Raw genomic sequence first — 23,065 nt, forward strand, 5'->3', positions numbered from 1 at the left:
ATAGTCGCTCGCTTATACAGATTTCATTCGGATCAAACCTTGGCGTTTAGTGCAAATAAAACGGCCATCGAAATGGCCGCTTGCATATAAACGAACTTCGTTCGGTTCAAACCTTAGTAAACCAGGACCGCACGGCGGTTTTTGGCAAAGGCATCCTCGGTGTGGGACAGATCCAGCGGCTTCTCTTCGCCATAGCTGACGATGGAGAGCTGCTCGGCCTGCACACCCAGGGTTTGCAGATACTTGGCAACGGCCTTGGCACGACGCTCACCCAGGGCGATGTTGTATTCCGGAGTACCGCGCTCATCGGCGTGGCCTTCGATCAATACCTTGACGCTCGGACGCTCACGCAGGTAGCTGGCATGGGCATCCAGCAGGTCGGCGTACTGACCCTGAATGTCGTAACCATCGTACGGGAAGTAGATCACGTTATCGCGCTGCAGAGCTTCGAACTTCTGACGCATCTGCTCTTCCGGGGACAACATGCCGTTGGCGCCACCGGTTTGTACACCGCCCATGCCGTCGGTCATGCCAGACTCGGCGCCAGCGGCGTCGGAGTCGGAAGAAGAACTACAGGCAGCCAGGGTGAACAGTGGCAGTGCGATGGCCAGACCCTTGAGCAGTTTATTGAGTTGCATGCTATTTCCTTAAACCTTTATAACAAAACAAAAAACAATCGATTTTTTTATCAATTCAAGAAGGGCGACCAAGCTGGTGCACGAATTTCACCGCTACTGGTCGGAAGCACTGCCTTGAAGCGACCATCGGTCGACACCAACGCAAGACTCTTACGACCCTGATAGATGGTGGCATAAATGATCATGCTGCCATTGGGTGCCACACTTGGCGACTCGTCCAGAGCACTCTGGGTCAGTACCAACATGGCTCCGTTCTCCATATCCTGGCGAGCGATGCGATATTGTCCCTGAACCCGGGTCACCACCACCATGGACTTGCCGTCCGGCGTGATGGATGCCCCCTGATTGGAATCCCCTTCCCAGGTCATCCGGCGAGTGACGCCAGTCGCCAAATTTACGCTATAAATCTGGGGTTTGCCACCACGTTCAGAGGTGAACAGCAAAGTTTGACCGTCCGGCATCCAGGAGGGTTCGGTGTCTATGGTACGGTTATTTGTGACTCGAGTGAGTTGCTTGCTAGCAACATCAACAACATAGAGATCAGGCTGCCCATCTTTGGACAAAACAATAGCCAAACGGCGACCATCTGGTGACCACTCGGGGGCACCGTTGATGCCGCGGAAACTGGTGATCAGACTGCGTTGCTGGGTATAGATGTCCTGCACATAGATCTCGGACTTCTGGTTCTCGAAGCTCACATAGGCCAGCTTGCTGCCATCCGGCGACCAGGCCGGTGACATCAGCGGCTCGCGGGAGCGCAGCAGGGTCTTCTCGTTGTAGCCATCGTAATCGGAGATCCGCAGCTGGTACGGGAACTGGGTGCCCTGCTGGACGGAGACATAGGCCAGACGGGTCAGGAAGGCACCACGCTCACCGGTCAGACGCTCGTAGACGATGTCGGAGATGCGGTGGGCGAACTGGCGCATCTGGGCACCCGGTATGGTCGCCATGCGGCTGTCGAGGATGTAGCCGTTCGCTTCGCCGCCCTGGGTCTTGGCCAGCTGGCCCTTCAGCACATCGACCAGCTCGAAGTTGATCTTGTAGGTGCCATCACCGACTGCCGCGATGGAACCGACCACCACGGCCTCCACACCCTGGGACGCCCAGGGAGCGAAGTTGATCTCGCCGCTGGTGCTCGGGGTCTGCGGCATCTGGCCACGGGCCAGCGGCTTGAACTTGCCGCTGCGCATCAGGTCATTGGAGACCACCTCTGCGATGTCCTGCGGCAGTTGACCATTGCCCTCCCACTTGAAGGGGGCGATGGCGATGGGGCGCGCACTGTCAATACCGCCGGTGATGACGATGTCCAAGGCCGCCTGAGCGCTCTGGCCTAGCAGAAGGCAGCCAACCAAAGCAAAAAACACTTTTCTTATCATGGCTTAAATACTCTGTTCCAATAAAAATGAGAGGTGAAATTCCTTTATCAGCAGATGCTGCCAACCACGGTCAATGACCCCGTTTTATCATGTCTAGATGCTAGGTTCTAACTTGAGGTTAAACTCCTTCAACATCTCGAACGCCGCCGGATCCTTCGGCACCGGCAACTGATTCGCCTTCAGCACAGCCGCCTTGCCGGAGCGGCAGACCGCCGGGTCACCCTGGCCGCTGTCCACCGAGATGACGAAGCCGGTACTGGCCAATTTGACACCGATAGTACAGGTTTTGCCCCGCATGGTGGGATCCAAAATCATGTAGCGCTCGACCGTTGCCTTGATGAGGGCGGCGTACTTGTCGACCTCCCCCTTGGCGGCAGCCGATGCGGCCTGGCTGCGGGAATTGGCCTCAGCCTCCAGCTGCTGCTGCATCATGGCTTCCATCTCTTTCTGCAACTTGGCCTCTTCGGCCGCCTTGCGCTTGCGCTCCGCCTCTATCTTGGCCTTCTTGTCAGCCTCGGCCTTCGCCTTCTTCTCTGCGTCAGCTTTTGCCTTCTTGGCGGCTTCATCTGCAGCCTTTTTCTCTGCCTCAGCCTTGGCCTTCTTCTCGGCTTCCGCCTTGGCTTTCTTCTCAGCCTCGGCCTTGGCCTTCTTGTCGGCCTCAGCCTTCTTGGCCTTGGCCTCTGCCGCCTTGGCCTTCTCTTCGGCCTCTTTCTTCTCTTGTTCCTTTTTCTTTTTCAGCGCCAGCGCCTTGCTCTCTGCTTCCGCCGCTTTGCGTTCGGCTTCTGCTTTCTTGGTCTTCTGCTCTTCCAGCTTGCGGGCTTCCTCGGCCTTCTGGGCCTTCTCTTCCGCCTGCTTCTGCTCGGCTACCTTCTTCTGCTTCTCGGTCTCGGCCTTGCGGGTGGCCTCCTCGGCCTCCTTGCGCTTGGTCTCGGCGATGCGCAGACGCTCCTGCTCCTTCGCCAGCTCGCGCCGGGCCTGATCGGCGTCTTCCTTGTCCTTCTCTTTCTGCTGCTGGGCAGCCTTGGGCTGAGCTTTCTGCTGCTGGATCTGCTGTGCCTGTTGCTCCAGGAACTCGCTGTCCAGCATCACTGCATTGACGATCTGTCCCTTCGACTCGGGACGCTTGGGCTTGCTGAAGTCGACGCCGACCAGCAGTATGATGCCGATGATCAGATGCAGCAGCAGCGACGCGACGAGATAACCGGAAATACCACGCTTCACATCCATCTCCGTCAGTTCACCGGATCCGTCATCAGGCCAACCTGAGGCACGCCCGCATTCTTGAGGGCCACCATCAGCAGGATCACCTCTTCGTAACGCACGGACTTGTCACCGGCCACCACCACGGGGGCGTTCTGGTTGATGGCCAGATAGCCCATGGCCTTCTCGGTGATGTATTGCTGCATCGCCTCGGGCGTGCCGCTCGGCACTGGCTCGTCATCCGCCTCACCGGCCTTGATGACGTACTCACCCTCGGTGTTGACGCTGACGATGAAGGGGGGCTTGGCGTCCTCGGGCAGTTGCTCGGACTCCGCCTGGGGCAGGTCCACCTTGACCCCTTGCGTGATCACCGGCGTCACCGCCATGAAGATGATGAGCAGCACCAGCATGACGTCGATATAGGGAACCACGTTGATCTCGCACACCTTCTTGCGCCGGATCCGCTGATAGGTTTGCATTTACTTGTCACCCTGCTGCTGTGCAATCTGACGGTTCAGTATGGTGGTGAACTCATCCATGAAGTTGGCGTAGGCGTTCTCCAGCTTCTCCACCTTGTTGGTGAATCTGTTATAGAAAATAACCGCGGGAATGGCCGCGAACAGACCCATGGCGGTGGCGATCAGCGCCTCCGCGATGCCCGGTGCCACCATCTGCAGGGTCGCCTGCTGCACCTGCCCCAGGGCGATAAAGGCGTTCATGATGCCCCATACGGTACCAAACAGGCCGATATAGGGACTGATGGAGCCGACGGTCGCCAGCACTGGCAGGTTGGATTCCAGCTCGTCCACCGCACGGGACAGGGAGACGCGCATGGCACGATAGGTACCGTCCATCACCGCATCCTGGCCACGGGCACCAGCCTTGAGCAGGCGGGCATACTCCTTGAAGCCGGAATAGAAGATGTCTTCCATGCCTTCGATGTCATCGCGGCGGGAGGAGGACTCCTGATAGAGACGGTTGAGGTCGACGCCGGACCAGAATCTGTCTTCAAACTGCTCCGAGGCGAGGTTGGCCGCCTTGATGACCTTGGAACGCTGGATGATCAGCGCCCAGGAGACGACCGACATGCCCATCAGGGTCATCATGACCAGTTTCACCAGCAGACTGGCTTGCCAGAACAGACCAATAAACGAAATTTCAGCGTGCACTTAACAGCACTCCCTTGATTTTTTCAGGTATTGCAACAGGTTTCATTTGCGGATGACTGACACAGGCAATCTGTACCATGGCCTGGGTGATCAGTCGTCCATCAGCCGCCAGGATCTGCTGTGAAAAGCGCATGGAAGCACGTTTCACTTCAGTCACTTGCGTCAATACGGTCAGCAGTTCATTGAAGCGGGCCGCGGAGCGGAAATCGATCTCGGTGCGACTCACCACGAAGGCGATCCCCGCCTGCAACAGGACATCTTGCTCGATGTCGCCGGCGCGCAGGAACTCGGTGCGAGCCCGTTCCATAAACTTGAGATAATTGGCGTTGTAGACGATGCCTCCGGCGTCTGTGTCTTCGTAGTAGACACGTACCGGAAACTCAGAGACTTCCCCCATAAAAATCTGTGATCCATTCGACAGTCAGATGGGGGGCTATCATAGCGCAGGGCTGAATAGGAAAGAAGCAGGGGGAGACAGGGAAATCCCATCTCCCCCTGTTTTTTATGGCAGGCAATAACGGCCGATCCGCCGGGGGCAAAACCACGGCCGCACTGCGGGGTACAAAAGCAGAGGGAGGCAGAAAATGTCTGGCCTCCCTCTGTGTTTATGACAGGTAATAACCGCTGGTCAGCCAGAGCCCGTACAACAGGCTTGGCAAGGCGAGCCAGGGGAAAAACAGCAGGCGCCCGACCAGGCTGCGGGGGTGGAACCCCAGTCCGTGCATGACGCCGCAGCAGACCGCCCACATCAGCCAGGGGGCCAGCCAGAGACCGTGGTCACTGGTGTTGGCGGCCACCAGATTCGGTGCCTGCAAGATGGCGACGCCCAGCAGGGCCGCCGCCAGCAACATCAGACCTTGCCATGGCTGGCGCTCCAGGGGAGCGGCCAGCCGGGCGAGCCTGTCACTTGTCTTCATCGATCTGACGATCCAGGTTCTCGGTGTGCTCCAGCCAGAGCGCATTGATGATCCCAAACGCACAGGCCAGCAACAGCCCCAGGATCCAGGTGAAATACCACATATCAGGGCACCTTCTTAGTAGAGCGATTGTTGGTTGTCTTCGATGTGCTTGTTGCTCACCCGGCCAAACATCTTGATGTAGGTCCAGATGGTGTAAGCCAGCACTGTCGGTACGAAGACGACTGCGACTACCGTCATCACCTTGAGGGTGTTGAAGGAGGCGGTGGCATCCCACATGGTCAGGCTCTGGGACGGCTCCAGGCTGGAGGGCATCACGAACGGGAACATGGAGAAGCCCGCGGTCAGTATGATGCCGGCAATGCCTAAGGAGGAGAACAGGAACGCCATCCAGCCCTTGCCCAGCTTGGCCGCAAGCGCGGTCAGCAGGCTCATCACCAGACCCAGCACGGGGGCGGCAATCATCCAGGGGTAGAGGTTGTAGTTCTGCATCCAGGCACCGGCCTGCACCACCACTTCCTTGTGAAGCGGATTGGTGACGGCGTCGGTGGCGACGGCGCCCACGATCACATAACCATCCATGCCGCTCACCCAGACACCGGCCAGGGCAAACAGCACCAGGGTCAGCAGGGAGAAGATCATGGCGGCGGTGCGGGAGCGGGCCAGCACTTCACCTTCGGTCTTCATCATCAGCCAGGCAGCGCCCTGGGTCACTATCATGAACAGGCTCACCAGACCGGCCAGCAGACCGAACGGGTTGAGCAGGCCGAAGAAGTTGCCGTGGTAGGTCAGCATCAGGAACTGGTTGAAGCTGAAGGGAACCCCTTGCAGCAGGTTGCCGAAGGCCACCCCGAAGATGACGGGAGGAATGGCACTACCGGCGAACAGCGCCCAGTCCCAGCTGGTGCGCCACTGGGCGCCTTCCTGCAGGGAGCGGTACTTGAAGCCGACCGGACGGAAGAAGAGCGCCATCAGGGTCAAGATCATGGCGATGTAGAAGCCGGAGAAGGCCGCCGCATAGACCATGGGCCAGGCCGCGAACAGGGCACCACCCGCGGTGACCAGCCAGACCTGGTTGCCTTCCCAGTGCGGCCCCATGGTGTTGAGCATCACCCGACGCTCCACATCCTTCTTGCCGACGAAGGGGAGCAGGGCACCGACCCCCATATCGAAGCCGTCGGTGATGGCGAAGCCGATCAGCAGCACGCCGACCAGCACCCACCAGACCAGACGCAACATTTCGTAATCAAACATGGGTTACTCTCCTTATGCCTTGCTCTGTTCGAAGTGGTACTTGCCCGTCTTCAGGCTGCTTGGGCCCAGACGCGCATACTTGAACATCAGGTACATCTCGATGATCAGCAGTACGGTGTAGAACAGGCAGATCCCGATCAGGGAGAACCAGATCTCGGACGCAGGGATATTGGATGCGGAGACCGAGGTCGGCAGCATCTCGGCGATGGTCCAGGGTTGGCGACCGTACTCGGCGACAAACCAGCCCGCCTCGATGGCGATCCAGGGCAGCGGGATGCCGTACAGCAGCGCCTTGAGCAACCACTTGCGCTCACCGATCTTGTGGCGAGTGCTGTCATAGAAGGCCAGACCGATCAGCACCAGCATCAACATGCCGCAGGCAACCATGATGCGGAAGGCGAAGAACAGCGGCAGCACCTGCGGGATGGAGTCATCCACGGCGGCCTTGATCTGATCGTCTGTCGCGTCGGTCACGTTAGGGGTGTAACGCTTGAGCAGCAGACCGTAGCCCAGATCCTGCTTCACCTCGTCGAAGCGAGCGCGGGTCTCGTCCGACTTGTCGCCGGATTGCAGCTTGGTCAGCAGATCGTAGGCGGTCATGCCGCTGCGCACGCGCACTTCATGCTCGCTCTTCAGATCCTTGAGACCGGTCACCTGACCGTCCAGGGAACGGGTCGCGATGATGCCGAGGGCATAAGGGATTTTGATGGCGTAGTCGGTGCGCATCTCTTCCTGGTTCGGAATACCGAACAGGGTGAAGGATGCCGGGGCCGGTTCTGTGTTCCACTCGGCCTCGATGGCCGCCAGTTTCACCTTCTGCACTTCCCCGGTCTCGTAGCCGGACTCGTCACCCAGGATCAGCACGGAGAGGATGGAGGCCATGCCGAACGCGGCCGCGATGGCGAAGGAGCGACGGGCGAAAGCCACATCACGATTCTTCAGCAGGTAGTAGGAGGAGATGCCCAGCACGAACATGGCGCCCGTGGTGTAGCCCGCCGCCACTGTGTGGACGAACTTGACCTGCGCCACCGGGTTGAACACCAGCTCGGCGAAGCTCACCATCTCCATGCGCATGGATTCGAAGTTGAACTCGGCGCCGACCGGGTTCTGCATCCAGCCGTTGGCGACCAGGATCCAGAGGGCGGAGAGGTTGGTCCCGAGCGCCATCAGCCAGGTTGCCGCCAGATGCTGGCGCTTGCTGAGGCGATCCCAACCGAAGAAGAACATACCGACGAAGGTGGACTCCAGGAAGAAGGCCATCAGGCCTTCGATGGCCAGCGGGGCCCCGAAGATATCGCCGACATAGTGGGAGTAGTAAGCCCAGTTGGTACCGAACTGAAACTCCATGGTGAGCCCGGTGGTAACCCCGAGGGCAAAGTTGATACCAAACAACTTGCCCCAGAACTTGGTCATGTCCCGGTACACTGTGTTGTTGGTCATCACATAGACAGACTCCATGATCGCCAGAATGAAGGCCATTCCCAGCGTCAGGGGTACAAACAGGAAGTGATAAAGGGCCGTCGCAGCGAATTGGAACCGCGATAGGTCTACCACATGCTCAGCAATCATGATGTTTCCTCACCGATTATTGGCACGGCTATTTTAAGTTTTAAGGACAAAGCTTCCATTGGAAGTCCCCGAATGGTCGATCACCCCTCGCGGACTGACCGGATTCGACTGCCACCACATTAACAACAAGGCAATATAGAGGAACAAAAAAAGCTAATGTTTAACATCTGGTAAACAATAACTGCAGTTCTATTCCCGCCTATAATGATGGCTGTTTTATATCATCTTTATTTGATTGAAATCAATGTAAACCCATCATCAATACATGCCTTTTCAAGGCAACTTACAAGCCGTTCCCCATTAATTTTGGGAGCTTGCTCACAAAAAACATCAAACTGTAAATACTTGATTTAAATCAATTTTAGCCATCATCTAAATAGTTTCAATTCTGTTAAATAAATAGACGAGATGAGAAAGAACGCCCTTATCAACCCGTTATTTAAAGAATGGCGAAGGCCATCATGAAATCAATTTAAAACCAACAAAAACACATGTTTATGCGGATAGGACCATCTCGCCAAATCATTAATTTATCTAATCCGAAACACATAGATTTTCTTGTTTGTCCGGCCCGGCAAGAGCCCCTACAATGCGCCTCGCAGTGAGGGCACACCTCTGGATACAGGCCGGTCATTCCGGGTTCCCGGTACGTATTCGATGAACATTTCGAACCTGTTTGTTGGGATTAATGATGAAAAAGTTTGTTGCCAAGACTATCCGTTACTACAAGCTTTCGTTCGTTCAACTCTATCAAATGAACCGACTCTGAGGCCTCGCGACGGCTCCTTTGTATTTTCCCGACCGGTCTGCAGACGCACTCACTGTCTGTGAACATCCATCCTGAATTGTCTTTGCCCACCGCATCCGCCGTGGGCTTTTTTTTGCCCGGATAATAAAAAACCGCCCTTGGGGCGGTTTGTCGTTCAAAAGGCTGCTTTTACTGCTCATCTGGCCGTTGCAGGCCAAAGTGCGCATAAGCTCTCGGTGTCGCGATCCGCCCTCTGGGTGTACGTTGCAGATAGCCTTGCTGGATCAGATAAGGCTCCAGCACGTCCTCTATGGTGTCCTTCTCTTCCCCTATGGCAGCGGCCAGGTTGTCGAGCCCCACAGGCCCCCCCATAAACTTGTCGATGACGGCCAACAATAGCTTGCGGTCCATGAAGTCGAACCCCTCGTTGTCCACGTCCAGCATGTCCATGGCTCGGGCCGCTATGGGTCCATCAATACGCCCATCGGATTTCACCTGGGCGAAATCCCGCACCCGTCTTAACAAACGGTTAGCAATCCGCGGGGTCCCCCGGGAGCGGCGAGCCACCTCCAGCGCACCGTCCCCCGACATGTCGAGCCCGAGGCAGCGGGCGCTGCGGGAGACGATGTCGGTGAGATCCTTGACGTTGTAGAACTCCAGGCGCTGGACTATCCCGAAACGGTCCCGCAGCGGGCTGGTCAGGGAGCCGGCCCGGGTGGTGGCCCCGATCAGGGTGAAGGGAGGCAGATCGAGCTTGATGGAGCGGGCGGCAGGCCCCTCTCCTATCATGATGTCGAGCTGGTAATCCTCCATGGCCGGATAGAGCACCTCCTCCACCACCGGGCTGAGGCGGTGGATTTCGTCGATGAACAATACATCGTTCGGTTCGAGGTTGGTGAGCAGGGCGGCGAGATCCCCCGCCTTCTCCAGCACGGGGCCCGAGGTGGTCTTGATGTTGACCCCCATCTCGTTGGCCACGATATTCGCGAGCGTGGTCTTGCCGAGCCCCGGCGGGCCGAAGATCAGCAGATGATCGAGGGCCTCCCCGCGCTGGCGGGCGGCCTCGATGAAGATCTCCATCTGGTCGCAGACGTGATCCTGCCCGGTATAATCCGCCAGCTTCTTGGGCCGGATGGCCCTGTCGATGACCTCGTCCTCGCGGGCGGCACCGGCCGAGATGAGACGATCCGCTTCAATCATGCACTACCTCACGCTCTGCATCCCCGCGGTCACAGTAAAGTGACCCAGGATGGTCCGCTTGCTTCATTGTCATCCTCACACCAGGCTGCGCAGGGATTCACGGATGATGGCTTCCACCGACATGCCCTCGCTGGCCACCTTGGCCACGATCTGGCTCGCCTGCTGCGGCTTGTAACCGAGCGCCACCAGGGCGCTTGCCGCCTCTTCGCTGGCATCGGGGGCGCGCAGCTGGCTCTCCTGGGCGGGCAGGCTGATGGCGGCAGGGGAGAAGAGATCGTGGCTGACCCAACCCTTGAGGCGGTCCTTCATCTCCACCACCAGCCGCTCGGCAGTCTTCTTGCCCACGCCGGGCAGCTTGACCAGGGAGCTTATCTCCTCGCGCTCGACGCTCATCACGAACTGGGTGGCCGTCATGCCGGAGAGGATGGCCAGCGCCAGCTTGGGGCCGACCCCGTTGGTCTTGATCAGCTCGCGAAACAGCGCCCGCTCCTGCTTGTGGTTGAAGCCATAGAGCAGCTGCGCATCTTCGCGCACCACGAAGTGGGTGTGAATGACAGCTTCCTTCCCAAGCTCAGGCAGATCATAGAAGCAGCTCATGGGCATATGCACTTCATAGCCCAGGCCCCCCACTTCGATCAGCACCTCAGGGGGTTGTTTCTCGATGATGACGCCTCTCAAGCGACCGATCATGTTCTCTTCCTCGCCACGCAGACTCTTGCAAATTGGGTCATAGCATAAAGAATAACTGGATAAGTATCCAGCATATGGCTTGCCCCGCGATCTCCCGCTCCCCCTCCCCTGCCCGGGGGGACAAGGCCCGCGCCAACGCGGCCCTTCCCCCCTGCCTGGCTGAATTTAGCCCTTGGGCCACGGGGCTCGGCCTGTTAAAATTCCGCACTTGAAATTTTCCAGGGCCAAGGGCCCGAACTAGCGAAGGTCTACCGCGATGCGTACCAGCCAATATCTGCTTTCCACTCTCAAGGAAACCCCCTCCGACGCTGAAGTCATCAGCCACCAGCTGATGCTGCGCGCCGGCATGATCCGTAAACTGGCCTCCGGCATGTACGCCTGGCTGCCAACCGGTCTGCGGGTACTGAAAAAGATCGAGAACATTGTTCGCGAAGAGATGAACAATGCTGGTGCCATCGAAGTCTCCATGCCGGTGGTGCAACCCGCCGAGCTGTGGCAGGAGTCCGGCCGCTGGGATGACTACGGTCCCGAGCTGTGCCGCCTGACCGACCGCCACAACCGTCCCTTCGTGCTGGGCCCGACCCACGAAGAGGTGATCACTGCGCTGGTGCGTTACGAAGTGAACAGCTACAAACAGCTGCCGCTGAATCTGTACCAGATCCAGACCAAGTTCCGTGACGAGGTGCGTCCCCGTTTCGGCGTGATGCGCGGCCGCGAGTTCCTGATGAAGGATGCCTACTCCTTCCACATCGACAAGGCCTCGCTGATCGAGACCTACGAGAAGATGCACGCTGCCTACTGCGCCGCCTTCACCCGCATGGGTCTGAACTTCCGTCCGGTGCAGGCCGACACCGGCTCCATCGGCGGCACCGGCTCCCACGAATTCCAGGTGCTGGCCGAGAGCGGTGAAGACTTGATCGCCTTCTCCGACAGCTCAGATTACGCCGCCAACATCGAGATGGCCGAAGCCCTGGCGCCGGCCGGTGAGCGCGCTGCCGCAACCAAAGCCCTGACCAAGGTTGCCACCCCGGCCGTCCACACCATCGACGAGGTTGCCGCTTTCCTGGCCGTGGCCCCGACCGCCATCGCCAAGACCCTGCTGGTACTGGCCGAAGCGGACGAGCACGGCAAGCAGGCCGTCATCGCCCTGGTGCTGCGTGGCGACCACGAGCTGAACGAAATCAAGGCAGAGAAGCTTCTGGGTGTTGCCAACCCGCTGACCTTCGCCAACGACGAGCAGATTAAAGCTGCCGCCGGTTGCGATGCAGGCTCCATAGGCCCGGTCGGCTTTGCCGGTCGCATCATCGTCGATCGCAGCGCCGCCCATCTCGCCGATTTTGTCTGCGGCGCCAACGAGACCGGCTTCCACCTGACCGGTGCCAACTGGGATCGCGACATCGCCACTTATGAAGTGGCCGACCTGCGCAACGTGGTGGAAGGCGACCCCAGCCCCTGCGGTCAGGGCAAGCTGCTGCTCAAGCGCGGCATCGAAGTGGGCCACATCTTCCAGCTGGGTACCAAGTACTCCGAAGCCATGAAGGCCAGCGTGCTGAACGAGGGCGGCAAGTCCGTCACCATGGAGATGGGTTGCTACGGTATAGGTGTTTCCCGTCTGGTGGCCGCCGCCATCGAGCAGAACAACGACCAGTACGGCATCATCTGGCCGGAGGCCATAGCTCCGTTCGAAGTGGCAATCGTGCCGATGAACATGCACAAGTCCGAGCGCGTGGCCGAGCAGGCACAGCAGTTCTACGCCGAGCTGAAGGCCGCCGGTGTGGACGTCTTGTTTGACGACCGTAAAGAGCGTCCGGGCGTGATGTTCGCCGACATGGAGCTGATCGGTGTGCCGCACGCCATCGTCATCGGCGATCGCGGCCTGGACAACGGCGTGGTGGAGTACAAGTGCCGCCGCACCGGCGAGAAGCAGGAAGTGGCCATTGGCGACATCATCGCCATGCTCAAGGCCAAGCTGGGTCGCTGATAACGCCGACACCACCTTTCGCTGTTCATAAGAAAGCCCCGAGTGCCACGGCACTCGGGGCTTTTTATATGGCTTTCAGCCATGATGCACAAAAATGCGTCTCCAGCGTGAACCAATGAGATAACTGTATTGCCCTGTACACGGCACGGCTGATTTCCTAGACTGACGCTCTTTACCCAGCTTGCCCGAGAAGTTATGTCCATCGCCTCAGCCAATACCGTTGTCGTGCTCGACTTCGAGACCACAGGGCTTTCACCCGGACAAGGGGATAGAGCCATCGAGATCGGTGCCGTCAGAATCAAGGATGGCCATATCAGTGAGCGTTTCTCGGCATTGATGAATCCGGGCTTCAACGTGAGCAGCTTCATCGAGCAATATACCGGGATCAGCAATGCCATGCTGAAACAGGCTCCCCCCTGCAACGAGGTGATGGCGGATTTCGTCGACTTTATCGGTGATGACAATCTGGTCGCCCACAACGCCTCCTTCGACAAGCGCTTTCTGGATGCGGAAATAGAGCGATTGCCGGCGCAATACTGCGGGCAGTTCGCCTGTTCCCTGCTGCTGTCGAGGCGCCTGTTTCACGATGCCCCGGATCACAAGCTAGGTACCCTGGTGCAATACCGGTGCCTGCCCAATGACGGGGTGTTTCACCGCGCCCTGGCGGATGCCGAGGTGACGGCCCACCTCTGGCTTGCCTTGTTGGAAGAGCTGGCGTGTCGATATGGCATTATCGATCCGGATTTTGAATTGCTGCTGACCCTTGGCAAGAAGCCAAAACAGGTGATCCCATCCTTCCTGCGGGAATATGCGGCTCGGAAATAATATGTGCCGACATGCATCATCACTCATTCATGCCATGTCGACATTAAATTTACCCGCCTTCAAATCCATGATGGCCCGGCGTAAATACAGGCAGGCAAGAAGATAATTTAGCACTACACATCAATGAAAAAAGCGCGCCAAATGGCGCGCTTTTTATTTCCTTGTCATCTGGCGACAGGGCCGGCTCACGGCGCTTCAGCCATTGCGACCGATAAAGAGATCGGTCACGTGGCAGCTGCTTCTCGCCTCCAGTGCATCCAGCATGTAGGCCGCCGCGTCTTCCGGAGTCATGAAGCTGCTCGGGTCCACATGATCCGAGTTGTCCCAGAATTCGCTGCGGATCCCGCTCGGGTAGAGGTTCACCAGCCGCAGGGGCGAGCCTTTCAGCTCGGCCCGCAGGGACTCCAGAAAGCCGCGCATCCCCCATTTGGAGGCGCAGTAGAGGCTCTCGTTGGCCTTGCCGGTCTGGGCCGCGGAGGAGAGCACATTGGCCAGCACCCCGCCTTGTTCGCCGATGAGGCGTACCGTCTGCTGGGCCACCAGTATGGTGGAGACGAGATTGCTCTCCACCACCCGGCGCACCTGCTCGGCGGTGTAGACACCGACAGGGCCGAATTCCCCGACGCCGGCACAGTGGATCACAAGGGAAGGCAAACCGCCCCAGGCCACGGCGGCACCGAAGGCCATCTCCACCTCTTCGTGGTGGGCCAGATCGGCGGCGATGCCGACCACGGCGCTGCCGAGCCGCTGTTCCTGCTCCTGCAACTTGTGATAACGGCGCCCCATCATGGAGACCTTATGGCCGCGCTCAACCAGTCCGATTGTCAGAGCGCGCCCAAGGCCGGAGCCCGCGCCAGTCACTACGATATGACCCATTATCTCGCCTCCTCACCCTTGCCCGTCAAACACGACCAGGTGGCGCATCGCCACCCTTCGTCAGATTAGAAGGTGAATTCGCCACCGATGAACCAGCCGTCGATGGTCTGGTCGACGCGGTCGAAGTCCATCTCGGCCTCACGCCAGCCGGCACGGATCTTGAGCGGCACTGTGGAGAATTTGTAGGAACCACCCAGACGGTAGTCATAGTTGTCGGCATCCTGCACACGCATGTCGCCGAAGGCCGCGAAACCTGTCCCCGGGATGCGCACTTCACCACCGGTGTAGGCCATCAGCACGTCCTTGTCGTAGGAGTAGTGCTGGGTGTTAAAGTCGCCATCGTAACGGCGACCGGTCAGACCCAGATCGATCTGGAACAGATCGTTGTTGAACAGGCGATAGTAGAGGCTCAGATCATAGGCCAGCAGATCGTTGCTGAAGGAGCCGCCGCTGGTGCTGAAATCGGACATCTCGAACTTGGCGTTCGGCAGCAGGAAGATGCCGTGCTCCAGTTGCAGGTAGCCGCTCCAGTTGTAGTTGTCGTCATAGCTGCCATCGGCACCGACACCGCTGACCTGGCCGCTCCCCTGGGAGTTCCACATATCGGCACCCGCCGCGAAACGCCAGTCATCGGCGGCCATGGCTGCATGGCTGAACAGGGCAATCAGGCTGCCGGCAATCAGGGTCTTCTTCATTACATAGCTCCATTATGGACTGGAAAGGCCGTCATTTTACTCGGTGAGCAAGGAATACCTAGAGTAAAAAGCTGAACAAGCGTCCATTAATGTCAGTGCTGCATGCCCTTCATCGGCTCGACCGGCTTCACCGGCAGACTCAGGCTCAGGGTCTGGCCATCGTCCAGGGTCAGGGTCAGGGGGAAGGGCCTACCCTCCGAGATATCCCGCACCTCGAACAGCATGATGTGGAGGCTGCCGGGTTTGAGGACGGCTTCCCCCCTGGCCGGAATTTCGATGCTCTCCACCTGGCGCATCTTCATGACGCCGTTCTCGTGCAAATGGGTGTGCAGCTCGGCACGGCCCGCGTCAGGGGAGGCAGCAGTAGTCAGGGTCACCGGCTTGTCCGCGTCATTCTTGAGCACCATGAAGGCCGCCGTGTTGGGCGAACCCGGGGGGAGCAGGCGCACATAACCGTCGACGGCCTCGACCTTGGCCAGCGCAGGGGCGGCCAGCAGCAGGGCCAGGCTGGAATAAAACACACGTTTAAACATGGTTGAAATCCTTTTATGATGTTGTTAAACGCCGTGAAGATTACCGCAGCGGTAAGCTTTTGACAGCCTGTGATAACAAGGATTTAGACATGGACCCCATTATCGTTGCCGAGCAGCAGGATGGTTTGCTCACCCTGACCCTCAATCGTTCCGACAAGCGCAATGCCCTCAATACCGAGATGTATCTCGCTCTCACCGCAGCACTACGCCAAGCGACACAAGATGACGCCGTGCATGTGTTGCTGATACAGGGACAAGGCGATTGTTTCACCGCGGGCAATGATCTCGCGGACTTTATGGGCAAATCCAGCCTGGAAGCGGATGACCCCATCTTGCAGTTCCTCCACACCCTGGCCGACTTCCCCAAGCCGGTGATCGCCGCCGTGGGCGGCCCGGCGGTGGGTATAGGCACCACCCTGCTGCTGCACTGCGATCTGGTCTATCTGGGGGAGAACGCCCGGCTGCAACTGCCCTTCGTCGAGCTGGGGCTGGTGCCGGAGTTTGCCTCAAGCCTCTTGCTGCCCCGCGCCGTGGGCCACCTGAAGGCGGCGGAGCTTTTGTTGCTGGCGGAGGCCATCGACGCCGGGGAGGCGCTGCGGCTCGGGCTGGCCAACCGGGTGCTGGCGGTGGAGGAACTGCTCCCCTTCGCCCGAGCCCAGGGGGTGAAGCTCGCGGCCAAAGCACCCAAGGCGCTGCAAAAGAGCAAGGCGCTGCTCAAGCAGGAGCTCAGGCAGGCGGTGCATTTCGTCATCGATCTGGAGGCCCGCGCCTTCTCCCTCGCCCTGCAAGGGGAAGAAGCCCAGAGCCGCATCGCACGGCGGCTCGGGCGCACAACCGCTAGTTGAGGCGGAAGCGGCCTATCAACTCGCAGCCCTGCACCTTGTCCTGCACCTGGATCAACCTGGCGATCTCGGGGTTGGGGTGGCGCTTCAAGAAGGAGAGCAGGGCGGCGCGGCAGCAGCCCAGCTCGCTGATGAGAGACTCGCACTCCCGGTTCGGGCACTGGGGCACCAGGGCGGTGACCAGCTCGGAGGCGAGCTTGAGGTAGCGCAGCTCATAGGCGGGCTCTTCCATGGCGCGCCAGAAGTCGGCCATGCGGTGACAGGTGGCGACCCGCATGCTGGCCAGTTCGTCCAGATCCCCGGACGCCAGCTCATACACCTCGCCCAGGGCCTGCTGATAGAGGCAGATGGCCGTGCCCAGTGCCCCCATGCCAAGGGCATTCTCCGCCTCCAGCATGTAACGCTGCCAGTTCTGATTCGTCATTGTCCTCTCTCCTGCCGATACGAGTGGAGCCTGTATCATGGCTAATCGAGAATAAATATCAACCAGACCCTTTGTGCAGGTTTTGACCAACTCCTCCCCCTGCTCCTTGGCATCGCCCTCCCCATCCCTTACCATCTGGCCTCTTCTGTCGGGAGCCCTTCCTCATGCAACGACCCCGTTCATCCCAGGCGCTGGGCTGCTCCACCCTGTGTGTGCCCCGCCTGCTGGTCTGGATCTATTAGCTGCGCCGAACCGCGCACCCAATACCTATCCATTCAACGAGGAACACAGCCATGACCATCTGCCAACATTGGTCGCAGGTCGAGTACCTGCACCTGACGGTGACCAATCCCAACATCTGCCTCAAGGGGCGACACAGCTACTACTCGGGTGCCTGGGACGGCCCTTTCGAAGAGGAAGCCGTGCGCTACCTGCACGGCGACAGCTGGAGCCGCTCAGCCGACACCGGCTGGGAGCCGCTCTGGCACATAGACAGGCTCCATCTCGGCGACTACGTGCAAATAGCCGCCGGGGTGAAGATCATCATGGGGGGCAACCACACCCACAACACCGACTTCATCAGCACCTACCCGTTCGCCGAGGTGGCGGCGCTCAAGCGCAGCTACAGACCCGCTGGCGATACCCGCATCGGCAATGACGTCTGGATCGGCATGGAAGCCATGATAATGCCGGGCGTCACCATAGGGGATGGCGCCATCATAGCCGCCCGGGCCCTGGTCAATCAGGATGTGCCGCCCTATGCCATGGTGGCGGGTACCCCGGCCAGGGTGGTGCGGATGCGCTTTGGCGACGATGATATTGCCCGGCTGCAGGCGCTCGCCTGGTGGGATTGGCCGGATGACAAGGTGCAGGCCCTGCTGCCGCTGATCCAGCAAGGAGAGGTGGCGCTGCTGGAACAGGCCGCAGCCCGCTGGCAAGGGGCCTGCCAGGGATTGTGACGAGGGGGCGCCTGGGCGCCCCTTCTTGATCCCGCGTCAGCTGCCACTGCGTGGCGGGTTGAGGCGACACTGCTTGCCGGGATAGCCGGGCAGGGCACTGGCCTTGCTGTTGCAGGCCAGCCGCTTGGCCTCGGCGAGGCGATCCGCCAGATTGGCGGCATTGACCGGCTGCCACGCCATCTGCTGGCCGAGCCAGCTGGCCCAGGCGAACTCGACGAAGTAGACCTGATCCTGCTTGCTGAAGTAGCCCGCATCCTGCAGCAGGCCCGCCAGGGTGCGGTAGGGATAATCCGGCAGCTCGCCGATATGGCCGGGCAGCTGTTCCGGGGTGAGCGGCTGGCCCCGCTCATCCTTGAGCCAGGCCCAATGGTTGTTCTGCATCTGGCTCCAGAAACTGGCCCTGTCCTGCAAGCGGGCGATCACCTTGACCCTCGCCTCCTTCACCCCCTGTTGCCACAGCGCCTTGGTCAGGTGGTGCCTGTCCACCAGCCAGTAGCCGCCATCAGGGGCGATGACCACGGGTATCTCTTTCTTTTTCATCAGCTTGTCGAGTTGCTTCTCGCTCTTGTCCGCCAGTTCAGCCACTGTGGTGTCGACCTGCAACTGCCCTACCCCGCCCTGAGTCGGATGCAGTTGATCTATGCTCACCTCGCACCAGCTCCCCACCTGACTGGTCTTCTCGCAAGGGGCCAGAGCCCAGGCACCCTGGCTCAGCACACAGGCCAATAACATCCATACTCTCATCGTTTGCTCCTCTTGCCCGCACTCGGGTCGGGCGTACATAGGGTTGCAGCCCCGGATATCATGGGACTCACGCTGGCGGTCTGACCAGCAAAGGGGATATCATGATTCCCCGTCTGCCGGCGATGAATTCTCGCCGAGTTTTCTCCTCGCTTCACACAATTTGAAGGATTCGCCATGAAAGGATGGAGCCCCCTGCTGGCCCTGCTGGGCTGTGTCTGTGTCCAGGCCGCCGATGTGCCGGCCGGTACCCAACTCGCCGCCGAACAGGCCGTCGTGCGTCATCTCAAGGACGAACCGGCCAGCCTGAGCCCGCTCAAACTGGTCGGGCTGCCCGAGCTGCAAGTGCTCAGAGATCTCTATGAGGGGCTCTTGACCCAGGGGGCGGACGGCAAGGTGCTGCCCGGTGTGGCATCTCGCTGGGATAACGAGGGGAACCAGAAATTTACCTTCCACCTGCGGCCGGATGCCCGCTGGTCCAACGGAGATCCGGTACGCGCCAGCGATTTCGTCTATGGCTGGCGCAAGCTGGTGGATCCCGAAGAGGCGGCCACCTTCGCCTGGTTTGCCCAGCTGGCCCACTTCGACAAGGTGGACGAGATAGTCGAGGGCAAGCTGCCTCCCGAGGCGCTCGGGGTGCAAGCCCTGGATGACCACACCCTGCAGGTGACCCTCTCCCAGCCGGTGCCCTACTTCCTGAGCCTGCTGACCCATCCCAGCCTCTCCCCCCTGCACAGGGCCAGCATGGAGCAATATGGCAACCAGTGGACCCAGCCGGGCAAGCTGGTCGGCAACGGCGCCTTCGTCCTGAACCACAGGGTGGTGAACGAGAAGCTGGAGCTGACCCCGAACCCCTATTACTGGGATCGCGCCCATACGGTGCTGACCCGGGTCACCTTCGTCCCCATCAATCAGGAGAGTGCCGCCACCAACCGCTATCTGGCGGGGGATCTGCACATCACCGAATCCTTCCCCAAGGAGCAGTACCACAAGCTGATGAAGCAGATCCCGGGGGAGGTTTATACCCCGGAGCAGCTCGGCACCTATTACTATGCCTTCAACACCCAGCGGGCTCCCCTGAACGACGTGCGGGTGCGTCAGGCGCTCTCCTACACCATCGATCGGGCGCTCATCGCCGACAAGGTGCTGGGCACGGGGGAAAAACCCGCCTACCACTTCACCCCGGATGTGACCGCCGGGTTCGTCCCCAAGCCTAACCTGCTCTCCACCAGCAGCCAGCAGGCGCTGGACGAGAAGGCCAGGGCGCTGCTGACAGAGGCGGGCTATGGCCCAGGCAACCCCCTCAAGCTCACCCTGCTCTACAACACGGCTGAAATTCACAAGAAGATGGCGCTGGCCATCGCCAACCTGTGGAAGCAGAAGCTGGGGGCCCGGGTCGAGCTCACCAATCAGGAGTGGAAAACCTACCTCGACAGCCGCCAGAGCGGCCAGTTCGAGGTGATCCGCTCCTCCTGGGTCGCCGATTACAACGACCCTTCCGCCTTCCTCGGTCTGTGGGGATCCCACCACAGCGGCAACATGGCCCGCTTCGCCAACCCCGGCTACGACGCCCTGCTGACCCGGGCGGCCAGCAGCCAGGATCCCGCCGAGCGGGCACGCCTGTTCGACGAGGCCGAGACCATATTGCAAGAGGAGGCGCCCATCGCCCCCATCTACCAGTACACCAACGCCCGTCTGATCAAGCCCTGGCTCAAGGGCTATCCCATCAACAACCCGGAAGATGTGGCCTACAGCCGCCAGCTCTACCTGGTCAAGCACTGATCCCTCGGGGCCAGCCCGGCTGGCCCCCTCTTCGCACTGTACCCATTCAAGTTCCCGGCATAAAATGCCGCCTCTCTTCGTCCATCAGTCCGTTAGATAGATCTCCCTATGCGTTGTCTGCTCCTGCTTGCCCTGTTGTTTGCCCTCCCGGCCAAGGCCGCCGATGAAAGCCAATGCCGCCAGGCCTTCCTCGAATGGATGCTGAGCCAGCAGAAGCAGTTCAGCGATCGCAAGGCCAGCAAGATGGAGCGGCGCAACGCCGAGCGGGCCATCGATCAGGCCCGTGACGAGTTCGCCAAGCAGGAGAGCTTCTGCCAGGCCATGGCCTGGGTCTCCCGCGATCAGAGTCAGGATCCCCGCTTCAAGCCCCGGACGGGGGAGATCCACGACTTCACCCCCCGCAGTTGAGCCCGCCCTGAAGTCGCCCTTCATCTACTACTTTTTTCAGTCGTCATAGTGTTGATTTATTGACCCAAGCCAAGATGGCCACTTGGGTCGCCCCTACAATGAAGCCGTAACAACAACACACAATAAAAACAAATTTATCAGTTGCTTGGCTCATTCAGGATGCGCACATGACCACCACCCGGCAAGAAGGGGAGATCCGTTTCCCCGATCACATATCATTGATTTCGACCACGGACCCCAGCAGCCACATCACCTATGCCAACCAGCACTTCTGCGACGTGGCCGGCTACAGCGCCACCGAGATGGAAGGGGTTCCCCACAACCTGGTACGCCACCCCGACATGCCAAGGGCCGCCTTCGCCGACATGTGGCAGCGGCTGCAGCAAGGCAAGAGCTGGATGGGGCTGGTGAAGAACCGCGCCAAGAGCGGCCAGTTCTACTGGGTCAATGCCTATGTCACCCCCATCCTCAACGAACGGCAGCAGATCATCGAATACCAGTCGGTGCGCACCCGCCCCCAGGATCACGACATCGCCTGGGCGGAGCGGCTCTATGCCCGGATCCGGGCAGGCAAGACGCTGCCCTGGCAGAGTCGCTTCACCCTGGAGCCGGGGCAACTCAGCCTGCTGCTCTCGGGCACCGCCCTGGTCGGCATGGGGGCCAGCCTGATCACGGGCCAGGCCGCCTGGGGCGGGCTCACCCTGCTCTGCCTGCTGGCCCAGATGGGGCATGGCTGGCACCTGCAGCAGCGGCTGGCCCGGCTGCTGGCCATGGCGGGGGAGGAGCTGGGCACGCCCCTCTGTCAGGTGCTCTATGCCAGACGGCAGGACAGCCTGGCGGCCATCGAACTCTTGCTGCGCATGAAGAAGGCCGAGCTCAGGGCCGTGGTAGGGCGCAGTGCAGATACCAACCAGCAGATACTGCAGGCGGCGGAAGATGACAGGGGACATATCCAGACCATAGACACCCACCTGCAGCAACAGCGGGCCCAGAGCGAGCAGCTGGCCGCCGCCATCACCCAGATGAGTCAGTCGATCCGCGACGTGGCCGACAACGCCCATCAGGCCAACGCCCTGGTGAGCGAGGTGCAGCAGGTGTCAGCCAGCGGCCAGCAGGCGCTGGCGACCACCCGTGCCTCGGTCAACCAGCTCCACCAGGAGCTGGATGCCAGTCAGGGGGTGTTGGCGCGCCTGACCCAGGACAGCCAGAAGATCAGCGGGATCCTGGAGGTGATCGGGCAGATTGCGGATCAGACCAACCTGCTCTCCCTCAACGCGGCCATAGAGGCGGCACGGGCCGGCGAGCAGGGGCGCGGCTTTGCGGTGGTGGCAGACGAGATCCGGGCGCTGGCCCAGAAGACCCGCAGCTCCACCGGCGAGATCAGCGACATGATAGGGGCGCTGCAGCAGAGTACCCGGCAGCTCTCCGATGGCATGACCCAGGGGGCCCAGACCTCTGTCCTCTGCCAGCAGCACATGGGCGCCACCGCCGAGGTGCTCGACCAGATCAACCAGATGCTGGCCCAGGTGACTCACACCAGTGACGAGATAGCCCAGGCCGTCAGCCAGCAGGCGGATGTGACCAGCACCCTGGACCAGGGCATTCACCAGATCCATCAGCTGGCCAGCCACACAGCCGACAACAGCAGGCAGGCCCTCGATGGCATCACCCTGCTGGTGGAGCGGCTGCAAAACCTCTCCCGCCTGATCAATCAGTTCCACGACTGAGTTTGCCCCCCGTGTAGCCTGGCGCGTCTCTGGACGCGCTGCCCTTTCCCCTCCCGACACGCCGCTGACCCCTTCATCTCCTTGTCACGAAAATCTGGGTGAATGGATCCCGTTCCCCAGCTCCCGGCGAGCCTCGACAAGGATCTTATGATGCCCAAGCCTCTCGGTTATGCCGCCCTGCTGAGTATGCTGTTGCTGCTCCATCTGACCTGGCAGGAGCCCTCTCCCGGCGGGATATGGCAAGGGTGGGAAGAGGCGTTGCGGGGAAGCCTGAGCCGCCACTTCCCCCGGGCCGAGGTCAGCATGGCGCAGTGGCTGCCAGCGGAGCAAGGTGCCCGCTATCAGCAGCAGTTGGCCGAGCTGGAGCAGCAGTTGGCGGCAAGCCGGGACACCATGGGCGCCGCACGCTGGCAGCAGCACAGGGCGGCGGTGCTCGGCCAGTGGCGACGGGACTTCTTCGGCCAGGAGCAGGACCTGCGCTGAGTGAACCCTCATGAGCCGGGTTCACTGT

General features: G+C 60.2%; 25 protein-coding genes. 8 read left to right on the forward strand and 17 right to left on the reverse strand.

The features are described 5' to 3' along the window. Positions 1-113: 113 nt before the first annotated feature. The 12 genes from pal to ruvA all read right to left on the reverse strand — a co-directional run bounded on the left by pal (position 114) and on the right by ruvA (position 10,761). Positions 114-638: a peptidoglycan-associated lipoprotein Pal gene (gene pal, locus ACB030_RS11025; protein WP_005331552.1), complete on the reverse strand. Its 525-nt coding sequence runs from the start codon at positions 636-638 to the stop codon at positions 114-116. 50 nt (positions 639-688) lie between these two features. Then, positions 689-2,014: a Tol-Pal system beta propeller repeat protein TolB gene (gene tolB, locus ACB030_RS11030; RefSeq protein ID WP_043128866.1), complete on the reverse strand. Its 1,326-nt coding sequence runs from the start codon at positions 2,012-2,014 to the stop codon at positions 689-691. A gap of 93 nt (positions 2,015-2,107) precedes the next feature. Then, positions 2,108-3,241, reverse strand: a complete 1,134-nt coding sequence (gene tolA, locus ACB030_RS11035) for a cell envelope integrity protein TolA (RefSeq protein WP_371159726.1) — start codon at positions 3,239-3,241, stop codon at positions 2,108-2,110. Between the two features lie 5 nt (positions 3,242-3,246). After that, on the reverse strand, positions 3,247-3,693 hold the full coding sequence (tolR, locus tag ACB030_RS11040) for a protein TolR (protein ID WP_042036135.1): 447 nt from the start codon (positions 3,691-3,693) through the stop codon (positions 3,247-3,249). Beyond that, positions 3,694-4,371 carry a protein TolQ gene (gene tolQ, locus ACB030_RS11045; protein WP_213345242.1) on the reverse strand — a complete coding sequence of 226 codons (678 nt, stop codon included), beginning with the start codon at positions 4,369-4,371 and terminating at the stop codon, positions 3,694-3,696. A 1-nt stretch (position 4,372) separates the two neighbouring features. Further along, positions 4,373-4,780 carry a tol-pal system-associated acyl-CoA thioesterase gene (gene ybgC, locus ACB030_RS11050; protein WP_005331541.1) on the reverse strand — a complete coding sequence of 136 codons (408 nt, stop codon included), beginning with the start codon at positions 4,778-4,780 and terminating at the stop codon, positions 4,373-4,375. A 208-nt stretch (positions 4,781-4,988) separates the two neighbouring features. Beyond that, positions 4,989-5,300 carry a cyd operon YbgE family protein gene (locus tag ACB030_RS11055; protein ID WP_371159729.1) on the reverse strand — a complete coding sequence of 104 codons (312 nt, stop codon included), beginning with the start codon at positions 5,298-5,300 and terminating at the stop codon, positions 4,989-4,991. Continuing rightward, the gene (gene cydX, locus ACB030_RS11060) at positions 5,287-5,403 is read right to left on the reverse strand and encodes a cytochrome bd-I oxidase subunit CydX (protein ID WP_005331536.1); all 117 of its coding nucleotides are present in this window, start codon (positions 5,401-5,403) and stop codon (positions 5,287-5,289) included. The genes ACB030_RS11055 and cydX overlap by 14 nt, the downstream gene beginning before the upstream one ends. A 14-nt stretch (positions 5,404-5,417) precedes the next feature. Next, positions 5,418-6,554, reverse strand: coding sequence for a cytochrome d ubiquinol oxidase subunit II (gene cydB, locus ACB030_RS11065; protein WP_371159731.1), 1,137 nt, complete (start codon positions 6,552-6,554; stop codon positions 5,418-5,420). Between the two features lie 12 nt (positions 6,555-6,566). Then, entirely contained in the window at positions 6,567-8,123 is a 1,557-nt protein-coding gene (cydA, locus tag ACB030_RS11070; protein ID WP_371159733.1) for a cytochrome ubiquinol oxidase subunit I, read from the reverse strand. 937 nt (positions 8,124-9,060) lie between these two features. After that, positions 9,061-10,071 carry a Holliday junction branch migration DNA helicase RuvB gene (gene ruvB / locus ACB030_RS11075; protein WP_025325798.1) on the reverse strand — a complete coding sequence of 337 codons (1,011 nt, stop codon included), beginning with the start codon at positions 10,069-10,071 and terminating at the stop codon, positions 9,061-9,063. Between the two features lie 75 nt (positions 10,072-10,146). Next, the gene (gene ruvA / locus ACB030_RS11080) at positions 10,147-10,761 is read right to left on the reverse strand and encodes a Holliday junction branch migration protein RuvA (RefSeq protein ID WP_043128860.1); all 615 of its coding nucleotides are present in this window, start codon (positions 10,759-10,761) and stop codon (positions 10,147-10,149) included. Between the two features lie 256 nt (positions 10,762-11,017). Between ruvA and ACB030_RS11085 the strand changes: the two genes are divergently transcribed. Both ACB030_RS11085 and ACB030_RS11090 read left to right on the forward strand, forming a co-directional pair. Beyond that, on the forward strand, positions 11,018-12,742 hold the full coding sequence (locus tag ACB030_RS11085) for a proline--tRNA ligase (RefSeq protein ID WP_371159736.1): 1,725 nt from the start codon (positions 11,018-11,020) through the stop codon (positions 12,740-12,742). Positions 12,743-12,937: 195 nt separating this feature from the next. Further along, the gene (locus tag ACB030_RS11090; protein WP_371159738.1) at positions 12,938-13,567 is read left to right on the forward strand and encodes a PolC-type DNA polymerase III; all 630 of its coding nucleotides are present in this window, start codon (positions 12,938-12,940) and stop codon (positions 13,565-13,567) included. Between the two features lie 195 nt (positions 13,568-13,762). Here the strand turns inward: ACB030_RS11090 and ACB030_RS11095 are convergent, their stop codons facing one another. The 3 genes from ACB030_RS11095 to ACB030_RS11105 all read right to left on the reverse strand — a co-directional run bounded on the left by ACB030_RS11095 (position 13,763) and on the right by ACB030_RS11105 (position 15,671). After that, a complete protein-coding gene (locus ACB030_RS11095) occupies positions 13,763-14,443 on the reverse strand; it encodes an SDR family oxidoreductase (RefSeq protein WP_371159740.1) in 681 nt (226 codons plus the stop codon). A 65-nt stretch (positions 14,444-14,508) separates the two neighbouring features. Continuing rightward, on the reverse strand, positions 14,509-15,138 hold the full coding sequence (locus tag ACB030_RS11100; RefSeq protein ID WP_371159742.1) for a TIGR04219 family outer membrane beta-barrel protein: 630 nt from the start codon (positions 15,136-15,138) through the stop codon (positions 14,509-14,511). Positions 15,139-15,230: 92 nt separating this feature from the next. Beyond that, positions 15,231-15,671 (reverse strand): copper chaperone PCu(A)C, encoded by a 441-nt coding sequence (locus ACB030_RS11105; protein ID WP_371159744.1) that lies wholly within the window; start codon positions 15,669-15,671, stop codon positions 15,231-15,233. Positions 15,672-15,760: 89 nt separating this feature from the next. Between ACB030_RS11105 and ACB030_RS11110 the strand changes: the two genes are divergently transcribed. Beyond that, complete coding sequence (locus ACB030_RS11110; protein ID WP_371159746.1) at positions 15,761-16,516, forward strand: enoyl-CoA hydratase-related protein; 756 nt, start codon at positions 15,761-15,763, stop codon at positions 16,514-16,516. Here ACB030_RS11110 and ACB030_RS11115 read toward each other — a convergent pair. Beyond that, positions 16,509-16,937, reverse strand: a complete 429-nt coding sequence (locus tag ACB030_RS11115) for a DUF2753 family protein (protein WP_106884927.1) — start codon at positions 16,935-16,937, stop codon at positions 16,509-16,511. The two genes, ACB030_RS11110 and ACB030_RS11115, sit on opposite strands and share 8 nt — an antisense overlap. Positions 16,938-17,230: 293 nt before the next feature. Here ACB030_RS11115 and ACB030_RS11120 point away from each other — a divergent pair, with 293 nt between their 5' ends. Next, positions 17,231-17,896 carry a CatB-related O-acetyltransferase gene (locus ACB030_RS11120; RefSeq protein WP_371159748.1) on the forward strand — a complete coding sequence of 222 codons (666 nt, stop codon included), beginning with the start codon at positions 17,231-17,233 and terminating at the stop codon, positions 17,894-17,896. 36 nt (positions 17,897-17,932) lie between these two features. Here ACB030_RS11120 and ACB030_RS11125 read toward each other — a convergent pair whose 3' ends face one another. Beyond that, a complete protein-coding gene (locus tag ACB030_RS11125; protein ID WP_371159750.1) occupies positions 17,933-18,640 on the reverse strand; it encodes a ParB-like protein in 708 nt (235 codons plus the stop codon). Between the two features lie 174 nt (positions 18,641-18,814). Here ACB030_RS11125 and ACB030_RS11130 point away from each other — a divergent pair, with 174 nt between their 5' ends. The 4 genes from ACB030_RS11130 to ACB030_RS11145 all read left to right on the forward strand — a co-directional run bounded on the left by ACB030_RS11130 (position 18,815) and on the right by ACB030_RS11145 (position 23,037). Beyond that, on the forward strand, positions 18,815-20,419 hold the full coding sequence (locus tag ACB030_RS11130; RefSeq protein ID WP_371159752.1) for an ABC transporter substrate-binding protein: 1,605 nt from the start codon (positions 18,815-18,817) through the stop codon (positions 20,417-20,419). A gap of 108 nt (positions 20,420-20,527) precedes the next feature. Continuing rightward, complete coding sequence (locus ACB030_RS11135) at positions 20,528-20,827, forward strand: hypothetical protein (protein WP_025325786.1); 300 nt, start codon at positions 20,528-20,530, stop codon at positions 20,825-20,827. A 167-nt stretch (positions 20,828-20,994) separates the two neighbouring features. After that, positions 20,995-22,554 carry a PAS domain-containing methyl-accepting chemotaxis protein gene (locus ACB030_RS11140; protein ID WP_289986918.1) on the forward strand — a complete coding sequence of 520 codons (1,560 nt, stop codon included), beginning with the start codon at positions 20,995-20,997 and terminating at the stop codon, positions 22,552-22,554. A gap of 150 nt (positions 22,555-22,704) precedes the next feature. Further along, positions 22,705-23,037, forward strand: a complete 333-nt coding sequence (locus ACB030_RS11145; protein ID WP_303809566.1) for a hypothetical protein — start codon at positions 22,705-22,707, stop codon at positions 23,035-23,037. Positions 23,038-23,065 lie beyond the last annotated feature (28 nt).

Source organism: Aeromonas sp. S16(2024), assembly GCF_041403065.1.
Lineage (GTDB): Bacteria > Pseudomonadota > Gammaproteobacteria > Enterobacterales > Aeromonadaceae > Aeromonas.